At 65.2% G+C, this 13,361-nt stretch carries 15 protein-coding genes; 6 read left to right on the forward strand and 9 right to left on the reverse strand.

Annotated elements, in window-relative coordinates; all coding sequences use genetic code 11:
* Positions 1-408: 408 nt before the first annotated feature.
* Positions 409-1,302, forward strand: a complete 894-nt coding sequence (rpoH, locus tag ACFDR9_RS01695) for an RNA polymerase sigma factor RpoH (protein WP_035789056.1) — start codon at positions 409-411, stop codon at positions 1,300-1,302.
* Between the two features lie 93 nt (positions 1,303-1,395).
* On the opposite strand, the gene ACFDR9_RS01700 is transcribed toward rpoH, so the two are convergent.
* Positions 1,396-1,662 (reverse strand): hypothetical protein, encoded by a 267-nt coding sequence (locus ACFDR9_RS01700; protein ID WP_409029847.1) that lies wholly within the window; start codon positions 1,660-1,662, stop codon positions 1,396-1,398.
* Positions 1,663-1,815: 153 nt separating this feature from the next.
* Between ACFDR9_RS01700 and ACFDR9_RS01705 the strand changes: the two genes are divergently transcribed.
* Entirely contained in the window at positions 1,816-2,250 is a 435-nt protein-coding gene (locus ACFDR9_RS01705; protein ID WP_026133487.1) for a hypothetical protein, read from the forward strand.
* Positions 2,251-2,334: 84 nt separating this feature from the next.
* Here ACFDR9_RS01705 and ACFDR9_RS01710 read toward each other — a convergent pair whose 3' ends face one another.
* Positions 2,335-3,513: a cytochrome P450 gene (locus tag ACFDR9_RS01710; RefSeq protein ID WP_409029848.1), complete on the reverse strand. Its 1,179-nt coding sequence runs from the start codon at positions 3,511-3,513 to the stop codon at positions 2,335-2,337.
* Positions 3,514-3,605: 92 nt separating this feature from the next.
* Here ACFDR9_RS01710 and ACFDR9_RS01715 point away from each other — a divergent pair, with 92 nt between their 5' ends.
* Both ACFDR9_RS01715 and ACFDR9_RS01720 read left to right on the forward strand, forming a co-directional pair.
* Complete coding sequence (locus ACFDR9_RS01715; RefSeq protein WP_409029849.1) at positions 3,606-4,301, forward strand: ArsR/SmtB family transcription factor; 696 nt, start codon at positions 3,606-3,608, stop codon at positions 4,299-4,301.
* 120 nt (positions 4,302-4,421) lie between these two features.
* Positions 4,422-5,345, forward strand: a complete 924-nt coding sequence (locus ACFDR9_RS01720; RefSeq protein ID WP_409029850.1) for a sulfurtransferase — start codon at positions 4,422-4,424, stop codon at positions 5,343-5,345.
* A 24-nt stretch (positions 5,346-5,369) separates the two neighbouring features.
* Here ACFDR9_RS01720 and ACFDR9_RS01725 read toward each other — a convergent pair whose 3' ends face one another.
* The 6 genes from ACFDR9_RS01725 to ACFDR9_RS01750 all read right to left on the reverse strand — a co-directional run bounded on the left by ACFDR9_RS01725 (position 5,370) and on the right by ACFDR9_RS01750 (position 9,982).
* Positions 5,370-6,443 carry an ABC transporter substrate-binding protein gene (locus ACFDR9_RS01725; RefSeq protein WP_026133489.1) on the reverse strand — a complete coding sequence of 358 codons (1,074 nt, stop codon included), beginning with the start codon at positions 6,441-6,443 and terminating at the stop codon, positions 5,370-5,372.
* 161 nt (positions 6,444-6,604) lie between these two features.
* Positions 6,605-6,742 (reverse strand): hypothetical protein, encoded by a 138-nt coding sequence (locus ACFDR9_RS01730; RefSeq protein WP_409029851.1) that lies wholly within the window; start codon positions 6,740-6,742, stop codon positions 6,605-6,607.
* A gap of 55 nt (positions 6,743-6,797) precedes the next feature.
* Entirely contained in the window at positions 6,798-7,379 is a 582-nt protein-coding gene (locus ACFDR9_RS01735; protein WP_017879228.1) for a TerD family protein, read from the reverse strand.
* Between the two features lie 30 nt (positions 7,380-7,409).
* On the reverse strand, positions 7,410-8,105 hold the full coding sequence (locus ACFDR9_RS01740; protein ID WP_026133490.1) for a TIGR00266 family protein: 696 nt from the start codon (positions 8,103-8,105) through the stop codon (positions 7,410-7,412).
* An 87-nt stretch (positions 8,106-8,192) separates the two neighbouring features.
* A complete protein-coding gene (locus ACFDR9_RS01745; protein ID WP_017879230.1) occupies positions 8,193-8,768 on the reverse strand; it encodes a TerD family protein in 576 nt (191 codons plus the stop codon).
* 167 nt (positions 8,769-8,935) lie between these two features.
* Positions 8,936-9,982 carry a DUF475 domain-containing protein gene (locus ACFDR9_RS01750; RefSeq protein ID WP_409029852.1) on the reverse strand — a complete coding sequence of 349 codons (1,047 nt, stop codon included), beginning with the start codon at positions 9,980-9,982 and terminating at the stop codon, positions 8,936-8,938.
* A gap of 100 nt (positions 9,983-10,082) precedes the next feature.
* On the opposite strand from ACFDR9_RS01750, the gene nhaR reads away from it, so the two are divergent.
* Positions 10,083-11,000: a transcriptional activator NhaR gene (nhaR, locus tag ACFDR9_RS01755; RefSeq protein WP_026133491.1), complete on the forward strand. Its 918-nt coding sequence runs from the start codon at positions 10,083-10,085 to the stop codon at positions 10,998-11,000.
* 108 nt (positions 11,001-11,108) lie between these two features.
* Here the strand turns inward: nhaR and ACFDR9_RS01760 are convergent, their stop codons facing one another.
* A complete protein-coding gene (locus ACFDR9_RS01760; RefSeq protein ID WP_409029853.1) occupies positions 11,109-11,531 on the reverse strand; it encodes a nuclear transport factor 2 family protein in 423 nt (140 codons plus the stop codon).
* Positions 11,532-11,846: 315 nt separating this feature from the next.
* On the opposite strand from ACFDR9_RS01760, the gene ACFDR9_RS01765 reads away from it, so the two are divergent.
* On the forward strand, positions 11,847-13,163 hold the full coding sequence (locus tag ACFDR9_RS01765; RefSeq protein ID WP_409029854.1) for an MFS transporter: 1,317 nt from the start codon (positions 11,847-11,849) through the stop codon (positions 13,161-13,163).
* Positions 13,164-13,361 lie beyond the last annotated feature (198 nt).

Here is a 13,361-nt window from a genome sequence, read left to right on the forward strand (position 1 = left end):
AGTAAGCTCTCCCATACTGTATCGCGCTGACGCACGGAAGAACTATCCCTGCGGCGTCCACTCTAAGTTTTCAAGTGGATAGTGCGGCAAAGACCCTCTGTTATTTGACGTGGAGCAAGGATTGCTGAAAAGACAGTGTGCTTCCGACTTTAAACATCACCATCGCGTATGATAGGTTCATAGTATTTATGCTATCGTCGCGATTAGTTGTCGCGATTGGCACTCTCCACGGCAGAGTGCTAATATACGCAACAATCATGGTCGGGACGCGGTTTAAGCAAGATGACGCCGCTCCCGCCTCCGGCAAGACGCAACAGGTAACAAACCGTAACAGTCCGTGTCGACCCCGGACCCCGATGGCACATTGGTAACAGAGCAAGACTACAAGAGCGAGGAAGATATATGACTATGATGTCCGCACCGTCCGCATTGGTTACGACCAAGAGTAACGCGCTGGGCCTCGGGTTTACCGGCAATCTGGGTAACCTGGATGCCTATATTTCCGCCGTCAACCGTCTGCCGATGCTATCGCACGACGAGGAAAAATCGCTGGCGACGCGTCTGCGCGCCAGCAACGACCTGGCCGCCGCGCAAGAACTGGTGCTGTCCCATCTGCGCCTGGTGGTGTCGATCGCCCGCGGTTACCTGGGCTACGGCCTGCCGCACGCCGACCTGATCCAGGAAGGCAACATCGGCCTGATGAAGGCGGTCAAGCGCTTCGACCCGGACCAGGGCGTGCGCCTGGTGTCGTACGCGATGCACTGGATCAAGGCCGAGATGCATGAATACATCTTGAAAAACTGGCGCCTGGTGAAAGTGGCGACGACGAAGGCGCAGCGCAAGCTGTTCTTCAACCTGCGCAGTCACAAGACCGGCCTGGACGCGATGACGCCGACGCAAATCGACGCGCTGGCGAAGCTGCTGGACGTCAAGCGCGAAGAAGTGATCGAGATGGAAACCCGCCTGAGCGGGCGCGACATCGCGCTCGAATCGCCGACCGACGACGAGGACGACAAGTTCTCGCCGATCGCCTACCTGTCGTCGGAGCAAAGCGAGCCGACCAAGGTGCTGGAAGCGGAACAAGTGACGCGCCTGCAATCGGAGGGGCTGGAAACGGCGCTGGGCAAGCTCGACGCCCGTTCGCGCCGCATCGTCGAAGCGCGCTGGCTGGCCAACGACGACGGCTCCGGCGCCACGCTGCACACGCTGGCTAACGAGTTCGGCGTCTCGGCCGAGCGCATCCGCCAGATTGAAACGGCGGCGCTGAAGAAAATGAAGGGCGCCCTGGCTGCCTTCGTGTAAGCGACGCCGCGGCAGGCACAAAAAAGGCGCTCACACGGGCGCCTTTTTTCATGCCATCGGCAGGCGCCGGCGCCGGCCTTCGGCCTTCGGCCTTTACGCGGCCAAGCCCTTGGCCAGCACCTCGGCGACCACCTCGTTCAGATCGACGCCGCGCTCTTTGGCCAGCGTTTGCAACTGCAGCACCAGGTCGCTGTTCAGCTTGACGGCGAACGGCACCAGGCCCAGCGCCTGGTCCAGCTTGCGCTGCTCGCGGCGGTCCAGCACGGCCACGTCTTCTTTACCGAAACCGGCCGCGCCAGGGGCGACCATTTTCCCCATGAGTTTTTTGGCATCGCTCTTCGCCATTCCGGTCTTTTTCATTGTTTCCGTCCTCGTTTATTTCAAAACGCCATTTTACGCAGTATCCGGCGCGCCATCGATTTTGTTTGCGCGCCACCGAAATGGCAATTTTGTTATCCTCGTCCCCGATCCACTGTGGCCGGCTCCCCGGCCCGCGGCACCGAAAGGAAGAATATGAAGCGAAACATTCTGCGTTTATGGCTGATCCTGCCCGCCCTGTGCGCCTGCCTGGCGCTGCTGGGCGCCTGCGGCGCGGCCAGCAGCGCCGCCGACAACCCGCCGGCCGGCAGCGTCACGCACGTGATGGCGGTCGGCCAAAGCGTGGCCGTCACCCCCACCGCCACCCTCAAGCTCGACCGGGTCAACGACAGCCGCTGCAAAACCGGCGCGGTGTGCGTCTGGGCCGGCTACGTCAGCTACAGTTTCACGCTGAGCGACGGCACCGGCGCGTCCTCGTTCACGCTGTCCGACTCGATGCCCGGCGGCAGCCCCGAAGTGACCCAGCAAAAACTCACGTTCACGCTGGTCTCGGTCGATCCTGCCGCGCCGCCGGCGCTGCACGCGCCGGAGCCGCATTACCGCGTCACCGTCAAGGTGACCATCAGCTGACGCCGGCGCTGCGCAGCCGGTAATCGCGGAACACCGCGGCCTGCCTGGCCCCGGGATGCGGCCAGACTTCGAAAATAACCGCGATCATGCTTGCCCCTGCGCGAGGTGGAAAACCGGAATGCGCGCGTTCACCGAGCGGCGGTAGCGCCACGCCAGCGCCCCCGGCGCCGGCGGCCGGCGGCGCCACTCGGCCACGGCCGCCGCCGCGATGCTGCACGCCAGCGCGTGGCCGGGGCAGGCGTGCGGCCCGTGGCCGAAGCCGAACACCCGCCGCGCCGGCCGCTCCAGCAAGAATTCGTGCGGCCGCGGGTTGGCGGCCGGGTCGCGGCTGGCGGCGGCGAGCAGCACCAGAATGGTCTGCCCGGCCGCGACGTCGACGCCGCACAGCGTGCCGGCCTGGGCCATGTAGCGCCGCGTGTTGTGCACCGGCGGGTCGAAGCGGCTGACCTCGTGCACCAGCGCGTCGACGCGCTCCGGCGCGGCGCCGACGGCGCGCGCCAGGCCGGGCTGGCTCAGCAAGGCGACGATGCTGTTGCCGACCAGGCCAGCCGTCGCCTCGTAGGTTTGCGACAGCAAGCCGACCAGGTTGGCCAGGATGGCGCCGGCCCCGTCCCAGCCAACCTCGGCCGCTTCGCGCAGCACCGCCTGCAACAGGCTGCCCGGCTGCGGCGCGGCTTGCCGCAGCAAGGCCTCAAAACTATGCAACAGTTGCTGCGCGGCGGCGTTGGCCCCGGCGATCTGCGCGGCGCTGCTCAGCGGCGACAGGCAGGCGACGAAGTCGGCCATCCAGGCCGCCAGCGCCGGCCATTGCGACCGCGGAAAGCCGATCAGGCCGGCAACGGTATACAGCGGCACCTCGACCATCCAGTCGGACAGTTGCGCCGGCTGGCGCAGGTCGCGCGTCGCCGCCGAGGCGGCGGCGACGGCCGCGGCGCCGGCCCGCAACGCCAGCGGGTCGACGCCGGCCAGCGCGCGCTGCAAGGCCAGCTTGGGCTGGCGGTGGCGGGTGCCGTCGTTCATGCGCACCAGTTCGCCGAAGATGGCGCCGGCGCCGCCCCCCGCCAGCGCCGCCGGCACCGGCTCGGCGAGCGGGCGCACGCGGCAGCGCGGCTCGCCCAGCACCGCCTCGACGGCGGCGGCGCCGGCCGCCAGCCATAGGCCCAGGCGCGCGTCGAACGCCAGCGCCGGGCCGGCCACCAGTTCGGCGTAATACGGATAGGGATCGGCGCGCGTCGGCGCCGCCAGCGCATCAATTGCCGTCATCTGTTCTGTCATCTGCTCTGCTCTCATTGCATGTCGGGATACAGTGCAGTATCCTGGCATTCCCGCCGCAACGATTCGCTCACCAACGAAGCATGGATGCAAAAAACGCCGACACCTCCCTGTCCGCCGTCGCCGGCGCCATCGCCGAACCGGCGCGGGCGCGCATGCTGTGCTGCCTGCTCGACGGCCGCGCCCGCACCAGCACCGAACTGTCGGTGGTGGCCGAGGTGAGTGCGTCGACCGCCAGCGCGCACCTGAACCGCCTGCGCGACGAACGCCTGGTGCAGATGGTGGCGCAGGGCAAGCACCGCTACTACCAACTGGCCGGCGCCGACGTCGCCAAGGCCTTGGAAGCGCTGCTGGTGGTGGCCGGTTTGCCGCGCCCCGAATTCACGCCGAACACGCCGAGCCGGCTGCGCCACGCCCGCACCTGCTACGACCACATGGCCGGCTCGGTGGCGGTGGCGCTGCACGACCAGATCGCCGCGCAGGGCTGGTTGCTGGCGGCGGCGCCGGGCGCGGCCGACTACACGCTGTCGGCGCAGGGCGCGGCCGGCTTCGAGCGGCTCGGCCTGGACTTGGCGGCGCTGCGCAAGCTGAGGCGGCGTTTCGCCTGCCCCTGCCTGGACTGGAGCGAGCGCCGCCCGCACATCGGCGGCGCGCTCGGCGCGGCGCTGCTGCAACTGGCGCTCAAGCGCGGCTGGGCCGAGCAAGACCTCGACAGCCGCGCGCTGAGCGTCTCGGCGGCCGGCCAGCGGCGCATGCTGGCCGCGTTCGCGCCGGCGTGACGCCGCCGCATGGGCCCGACCTCCGAAAATCGCACCGGCGCGCCGGCGGCTGGAGCACAGGCAGGCGTTAAAATACGGGCTGATCCCTTTCCGCAGCAAGCCGCGCCGATGCCCCCTTCCATGACGCAAACCATTCCCACCGCCTGGCGCGGCGACCTGGTGCGCTGGCGGCAGCTGGTGCCGCCGGCGTGGCTGGCGGCGCTGATCGCCGGCGCGCCGGTGGCCGCCGCGCCGGCCGGGCACTGGCGCCTGTTCGAAGTCGGCTGCGGCGACGCCGCGCTGTTTAACGCCGGCCACATCCCCGGCGCCGGCTACCTCGACACCGCGCAACTGGAGCGGGCGCCGTTGTGGGACAAGGTGCCCGACCCGGCGCTGCTGCAACTGCTGCTGGCGCACGGCGTGCGCCACGACAGCACCGTGCTACTGTACGGACGCCATCCGCTGGCGGCGGCGCGCGCCGCGCACCTGATGCTGTACGCCGGCGTCGCCGACGTGCGCCTGCTCGACGGCGGCCTGGCGGCCTGGAACGGCGCCGGCGGCGCGCTGGCGACGGGCGCGGCGCGGCGCCACCCGCCCGCGGCCGCGTTCGGCGCGCCCTTCCCGGCCCGCCCCGACTACCTGATCGACACCGGCCGCGTGCGGCAACTGCTGCTGCAGCCGGACGGCGCGCTGGTCAGCATCCGCACCTGGAACGAGTTCATCGGCCGCACCTCGGGCTACAGCTACATCGACGCCCGCGGCGACATTCCCGGCGCGCGCTGGGGCCACGCCGGTAGCGGCGACGACGTCAACAGCATGAGCGAGTTCCACCACCCGGACGGCAGCATGCGCGACGCCGCCGCCATCCGCGCCATCTGGGCCGAGGCCGGCATCCACGCCGGCCAGGACACCGCCTTCTACTGCGGCACCGGCTGGCGCGCCTCGCTGGCCTTCTACTACGCCTGGCTGATGGACTGGCCGCGCATCAGCGTCTACGACGGCGGCTGGTGCGCCTGGAGCAGCGACCCGGCCAACCCGGTGCTGCGGCGCGACGGCCCGCCCTGACTATCGCGCCGCCAGCTTCAGCGCCTACTTGGCGGCGCCGATCTGCCAGAAGCCGTCGCGGCCGACCGAGGTGCGCGCCATGATCGCCGACGGCAGCGCGACGTTCAGCGCGGCCAGGCGCCGCGGGTCGATCAGCACCGTCGGCTCCTCCTGCTTGAGGATGGGCATCACGTCCGGCTTGACGTGGCGCTGCAATATGCGCGCCGCCTGGTTGCCCGAGAGCGCGCCGACGTAACCGAAATCGGCGCCGACATACAGCACCGCGCCGGGCAGGCGCATCAGCGCCAGCGTCACCACCGGCACCTGGTTTTCGACGCCGAAATCGCCCAGGTCGGTGGCCGGCTCGTACTTGCGCAGGCCGTAATAGGTGTCCAGCGGCACGGCGAACATCTGCACCCCGCCCTGCCCGTACAACTGCTTCAGCGACGGCACGATGCTGTCGCTCTTACCCACCAGTTTGGACGACACGGCGATGCCCAATTGGCCGGCGCTGGACGTGGCGGCGTTGACGTTGGCGACGCCGTTTTCATCGTCGGTGTGGACCATGCCGATGCGCCGCACCTGCGGGAAAATTTGCTGCACCAGCTTGACCGTGTCGCCCATGTCGGTGTGCAGGGTGGCGCCGGTGACGCCCTCGCCGCCGTCGACCAGCGAGACGCAGCCGGCCTCCTTCGGATCGGCGACGGCCGTAAACACCAGCGGAATGCCGGCGTCCTCCAGAATGCCGCGGGCGTAGCGGGTGGCCGGCGTGCCGATGGTCAGCACCAGGTCGGGCTTGGCGGCGGCGATGCGGGTGGCCTCCTCGCGGATGCGCATCAAGACGCCGATCCGGCTCCAGAAGCCGCCCTTCTCGACGTCGAAATCGATCTTCACGCGGTTCAAGCGCAAATTTTTGCCCGGCACGATGCCATTGTTCTTCAACCCCGTCAGAAACCCCGTCATGGCCTCCTGGAACGGCTCGATGTCGGTGACCTGCAACACCTCGACCGTAAACACGTGCGTCTCCTCCATCGCGGTCGGCGCCAGCGCCTCCATCGCCCGCGCCGGCAAGGCGCCCGCCAGCAGTACCAGCGTCAATATACCTGCAACTTTGCGCATAATTTTTTCCATGTGAGATGTGAATTCGGATGCGGCCCGCACGCGGGGGCGGGCCCGGCGCGGCCGGATCGCGGCAGCGCCAAAGAATCTGAACGGAACGTTGCGGTCCCGCCGTATGGAATAATTAGAACAGAAATGGTGCTTTTTTAGCAAACAGAATACTATCCCTGCGAGCCAATTTCGGTGCCGCCGAGCCAGCGCGCCGCTGCATAATGCCGGGCCGCCAATGCGTGCACCGCCCCGAAGGACAGCGCCCCCGGATCGTTTTCCTCGCCGGCGCGTAAGTCGCGGATCAGCATCAGCGGACCGGATAAGAATAAAACGGACGCGGCGGCGGGCGCCGCCGCGGTGGCCTTACAGGTGCGGGGTGATTTGCGGCATCAGGTCGTCGAAGGTGCGGCCGTTGCCGTTTTCGCCGATCGCGTGCATCTTCCACTCGCCGTTGTGGCGGTACAGCTTGGCCATGATCTGCGCGGTGTGCGCGCCCTGCACCGACAGGTTGAAGCGCGCCACTTCCTGGTTGTTGCTGGCGTTCAGGATACGGCAGTAGGCGTTTTCCACCTGCGAAAAATTCTGGCCGGTGAAACTGTTGACGGTAAACACCAGGCTTTTCACGTTGGCCGGCACTTGGCTCAGGTCGACGTTGATCTGTTCGTCGTCGCCGTCGCCGGCGCCGGTGCGGTTGTCGCCGGTGTGGACGACGCTGCCGTCACGGCTTTTCAGCTGGCGGAACCAGACGATGTCGGACTTGTTGTTGCCCTCGTCGAACATCACGCACGACGCGTCCAAGTCGATCGCCTCGGTCTTCGCGCCAAAGCCGAAGAAACCCTTGGTCTTGATCGAATCCCAGCCCAAGCCCATCGTGATACGGCTCAGCGTGGCGCCGGCTTCCTTGTCCAGAGAGATTTTCTGGCCCTTGCTCAAATTGACTGACATAGTAGCTCCTAGATGTTGTATGTATATGAATTACGACTGCTTGCGCTGGGTCCAGTTCAGGAAGGCGGCGCGGTTGCGCGAACACACCAAGACCTTGCCCTGGCCCGAAAACTTCAACACCATGCCCTCGCCGCTGGTCTGGCTGTTGACCAGGTTGCCGAGGAAACCGCCGCTGCTGCCGGTGGTAATGGAAATTTCGTACTTCAACCGGCTGTCCCAACACACCACGTGGGAATTGTCGATGACGATGTCCTTGCCCGGCGTGACCTCCAGCTGCGACATCGAGCCGAAACCGGACACCGCGACCTGGCCGCTGCCGGCCGTCTCGGTGATGAAAAAACCGCCGCTCTGCGCGAACAGCGCGTTGCCCAGGCTTTGCGTGCGCACCTTCAAGTCCACACCCGAGCTGGCGGCCACGAAGGCGCCGTCGCTGAGCATGTACTGGTTGGCGCCGACGTCGACGATCTGCATCGCGCCCGGCAGGGTTGGCGAGAGCAGGCAATCGCCGTCGCCGCGCAGCGCCTCGATGTGCTGCTGGAAAAACGACTCGCCGTTAGCGAAGCGGCGCATGATGGCGCTGCCGATACCGCCGGTCATCTTGCCCTTCAAGTCCAGGTTGGACTCCATCATCACCATCGCGTCCGATTCGCAATAGATTTTTTCGCCCTTCGCAAGCGATACGTGCAGAAATGGGTCCACATCCCCTGTGATGCTAAAAACTGGCATTTGAACTTTCCTTGTCGCCTGAAAGCAGGCCTGCGAATGCATCCAAGCTGGCCACGGCCCGCCACGCGGACCGCGGCCATGCGCGTATTACACGCCGACGCCGAACGACGCAGCCAGAGGACCCAGGCCGCCTTTGTAGCCTTGGCCGATGGCCTTGAATTTCCAATCGGCGCCGTTGCGGTAGATCTCGCCGAAGACCATCGCGGTTTCCGCCGAACCGTCCTCGGACAGGTCGAAGCGGGCGATTTCGGTGTTGCCGTTGGCGTTGATGCAGCGCACATACGCCTTCTGTACCATGCCGAAGTTTTGCTTGCGCGCTTCGGCGTCGTGGATCGTCACGCAGACCGAAATCTTGTCGACGTCGGCCGGCACCATGGCCAGGTCGACCGAGACGGTTTCGTCGTCGCCGTCGCCGGCGCCGGTGCGGTTGTCGCCCGAGTGGGTGACCGAACCGTCGCTCGACTTCAGGTTGTTATAGAAAATCATGTCGAGGTCGGCGCGCACTTTGCCGTCGACCTTCAGCAGGAACGCGGAGCCGTCGATGTCGAACGCGGCGCCGTCGGTGGCGCGCGCATCCCAACCCAGACCAAGAACCATTTTCGACAAGCCCGGCGCTTCTTTGCTCAGATTAACGTTGCCGCCTTTTTGCAGACTGATTGCCATGATGTGTTTCTCCTATGTGATGAAAAAGTGTTGCTGTGCTTCATGAACACCTGGCGCCGCCGCCGTTCCGCCTTGCGGAGCCGGCACTGGCGCCTGGGTACTGCCGGCGGCAAACCGGTGTTCATCGATTGCCGCACTGATACTGCACTGTGATACTTAAGGCTTCGTTAGGCGGCCACTTCGAGCCCGCCCTGTTTGCGTTTGTAACGTACCGACGACCACAGCGACGCCAGGATGAAGGCTACACCAATCAGACCGGTAAAGATTTCCGGAATGTGGAATTTCATGCTCGCCAACATAATCACCGCCAGGATACCGATCGCATAGTGCGCGCCGTGCTCCAGGAAAACGAACTCGTCAAGGGTACCCTTTTTCACCAGGAACACCGTCATCGACCGTACGAACATCGCGCCGATAGCCAGGCCCAACATAATGATCACCACGTCCTTGGTGATCGCGAACGCGCCGATCACGCCGTCGAAGGAGAACGACGCGTCCAGCACTTCCAGGTACAGGAAACCGCCGATACCGCCGCGCTTGACCAGATCGCCGACATTGCTGCCGCTGTCCTCTTTTTCCAGCAAACCGCTGACCACGTCGACGCCGACATACGTCAGCACGCCCCACAGGCCGGCCGTCAGCACCACCAGTTTCTGGCCTTCTTCCACCATCGACAGGCTGGCCATCAAGGTACCCAGCGCAAGCATCACCGACACCGAGGAAATCTTGCCCAGCGCGCCCAGCTTTTCTTCCAGGCGGCCCAGCCAATGCATTTCTTTTTCATCGTCCAGCAGGAAGTTCAGGAACACCAGCAGCAGGAAAATACCGCCGAAGGCCGCCACTTCCGCGTGGTGGTTGGTCAAGTGCGTCGAATAGGCTATCGGATCGTTCAGCGCCAGGTGCCACACTTCCATCAAGCCCAGGTCCGCGGCCTGCGCCACGATCACCAGCGGAAACAGCAAACGCATACCGAACACCGCGATGATGATACCTACGCCGAGGAACAACTTCTGCCAGAAATCGTCCCAGGTCTTCAGCACCGAGGCGTTGACGACCGCGTTGTCGAACGACAGCGACACTTCCATGATACCCAGGATGGCGGCGATACCCAGCGCCGACCACATGCCCGACATGCCGTTGTGGCTGTAACCCCACCAGCCGGCCACGGCCATACAGACCGCCGTGACCAGGAATGAAATTCTAAAATGTTTCATTGAAACCCCTTCATAAATAAGTCAACGAAGTGCAGTGTAACCAACATCGGATTATTTAAAAATAGGAGATAATCGAAGTATTACATCGGAAAAACAGAAGATGAAAACAACCGGACTCAACTTGCGACACTTGTATTTCTTCTGGGTCGTCGCGAAAGAAGGGGGCGTCACGCGCGCCGCCGAACGACTCGGGCTGGCGGTGCAGACCATCAGCAGCCAGTTGGCGCTGCTCGAACAATCGGTCGGCAAGTCGCTGCTGGCGCCGCAGGGGCGGCGCCTGGTGCCGACCGAGGCCGGCCGGCTGGCCCTCGGTTACGCCGACCAGATATTCCTGCTCGGCGAGCAGTTGCAGGACGCGCTGGCCGAGTCCGACACCGAGAAAATGCGCCTGACGGTCGGCATTTCCGACTCGCTGCCGAAACTGATCGCCTACCGCATCCTGGAGCCGACCCGGCACCTGGCGGTGCAGGTCAAGCTGGCCTGCTATGAGGATGAATTCGAGTCGCTGCTGGCCGACCTGGCGCTGCACAAGCTCGACGTGGTGCTGACCGACCGCGCGGTGCCGAGCGGCGCCGGGGTGCGCGTGTTCAGCCACCTGCTGGGCGAAAGCGCGATGAAGCTGTTCGGCGTGAAGGAATTGGCGCAGCGCTACCGCGGCGGCTTTCCCGGCAGCCTGAACGGCGCGCCGCTGCTGCTACCGACGCGCAACAACGCGCTGCGCGGGCGCATCGACGAATGGCTGGTGACGCACGGCGTGCGTCCGGACGTGGTGGGGGAATTCGAGGACAACGCGATGCTCAACACCTTCGGGCGCAACGGCTTCGGGCTGTTTTTCGCGCCGGCCGCGCTGGAGTACGACATCAAGGAGCAATTCAACGCCGACATGGTCGGCGACGTGCCCGAGCTGCGCGAGCACTTCTACGCCATCTCGGCCGCGCGCAAGATCGAGCATCCGGCAGTCGTGGCGATCCTGGCGACGGTGCACAACGGCTTGTTTGCCAGCGCCAGCCGGGATTGAGGGGTTGGCGCCTTAACGCCCGGGGCGTCGCCCCGGGGCCGGGGCGTCAAGTCCGGCCCCGGTTCTTTGGCGTTGGTGTATGGCGGCTGTCACGGCGCGCCGGCTGGCTTACTGCTGCACCGGCGCGGCGCTGAAGGTCTTGTTGGTGATCTTCCACTCGCCGTCGATTTCCAGCAACACCATGTAATCGGTGAACGTCACTTCCGGATACTCCAGCACCACCTTCGCGGTCGCGGCGTTGCCGGTGACTTCAAAAAACTCGATGCGGCGGGTGCGCTGCGCCTCGTCGGCGGCCGGCTGGCCCTGGAAGCGCGCGGAAAATTCGTCCACCGTCAGCGCGTGCAACTTGCCGTCGCGGAAGGAAACAATGCGGGCGTCCGGATGGAAGGCCTTGCGCATGTAGCTGGCCTCGCCGGTGATATGGCCGTTCAGGTAATCGTCGATCGGCGCGCGCGCCGCCGCCACCTCGGGGGCCAGCGGGATGATCTCGGCGTTAATGTCGGTCGGTTCGTGCAAGACTGCAAATTTCATCAATTCTCCATGGAGTGAGGTGCAGAATCGACGATTCTGCCGGCGTAATGCTGTGCACGGTTCGTGCGCTGCCTGCAGCTTACCCGCTCCCGCCCGCGCCAACGCAACGGGAAAATGATGATCCCTATATTCGCCACGACATACATGGCGCCGCGCCGGCGCGTCCGAGCGCCGCCGATTCACAAGGAAAGCTGATAAATCCATTTCAAAATACCGTTTGAATAATAGATTGAAGTCGATTGTAATGCAGCACTGGACACCGCATTCGGCATGGCGGCCGCCAGCCCAAGCAATCCACCCCAGGAGTCTAGCAATATGAGCAATACGATCGATATTCCCGATCTGATCAACAGCAGCAAAATCGGCCGCTTCCAGACCGGCATGCTGGTCCTGTGCGGCCTGTGCGTGATCATGGACGGCTTCGACGTCCAGGCGATGGGCTATGTCGCCCCGGCCATCATCGCCGACTGGCACGTCAGCAAAGCCAACCTGGGGCCGGTGTTCGGCGCCGGCCTGCTGGGCATGCTGGTCGGCTCGCTGCTATTCAGCGTGGCCGCCGACAAGATTGGCCGCCGCCCGGTGTTGATCGGCTCGACCCTGTTCTTTTCGGTCTGCATGCTGCTCACGCCGCTGGCCGGCAACATCGAGCAATTGCAGCTGATCCGCTTCGTCACCGGCCTGGGCCTGGGCGCGGTGATGCCGAACGCGATGGCGCTGGCCGGCGAATACAGTCCGCTGCGCAAGAAGGTCACGCTGATGATGCTGGTCTCCTGCGGCTTCACGGTCGGCGCGGTGCTCGGCGGCCTGCTGTCGGCCGCCCTGATTCCCACTTTCGGCTGGCAGTCGGTGTTTTACGTCGGCGGCGTGGCGCCGCTGATCATCGGCATCCTGATGTTCTTCCTGCTGCCGGAATCGATGCAATTCCTGGTGCTGCGCAAGAAGAACCTCGACCAGGTGGCGCTCTGGCTGAAACGCATCGCGCCCGACGCCGTCATCGACGGCGCTACCCGCTTCGTGGTGCAGGAAAAGGAGCACAAGGGCGCGCCGGTGTTGCAGTTGTTCCGCGAGGGCCGCGCCAAGATGACCGTGCTGCTGTGGGTGATGAACTTCATGAACCTGCTGAACCTGTATTTCCTGTCGAACTGGCTGCCCACCATCGCCAAGGACGCCGGGCTGTCGACCGCCAACGCGGTGCTCGCCGGCACCGCGCTGCAAGTCGGCGGCACCGTCGGCACCATCGTCATGGGCCAGCTGATCGACCGTTCCAGCTTCCGCCGCGTGCTGCTGCCCTGCTTCGTGGTGGCGGCCGTGGCGATTGCGCTGATCGGCCGCCCCGACGTGTCGCTGCTGTTCCTGTTCGCGACGATCGGCGTGGCCGGTTTTTGCGTCGTCGGCGGCCAGCCGGCCGTCAACGCCCTCGCCGCCAGCTACTACCCGACCACGCTGCGCTCGACCGGCATCGGCTGGAGCCTGGGTATCGGGCGCATCGGCTCGATCATCGGACCGGTGCTGGGCGGCGAACTGATCCGCCTGAACTGGCCCAACAGCACCATTTTCCTGGTCGTGGCGATCCCGGCATTGGTGTCGGCGCTGATGGTATGGAGCATGCGGCGGCCGGCGCCGGCGGCTTGAGACAAACCAACGACGCAACCCCGGGTCGCAGCCTCATGCCGCCGAATAAAGTCGCGTAGGTCCGATGAGCGACAGCGTCATCCGACGCCGCGCCGCCGCCGACGCCGGTCGGGTCGGCCCGTTCCGGCTACCCCGATCTACAAAACGGCATCTTTGATGCTCGCGACACAAACAATACGGGTATAATTTTTTGAAGCA

Origin of the sequence: Janthinobacterium sp. CG_23.3, assembly GCF_046115965.1 — a bacterium.
In the GTDB taxonomy this organism is placed as follows: Bacteria; Pseudomonadota; Gammaproteobacteria; order Burkholderiales; family Burkholderiaceae_D; genus Janthinobacterium.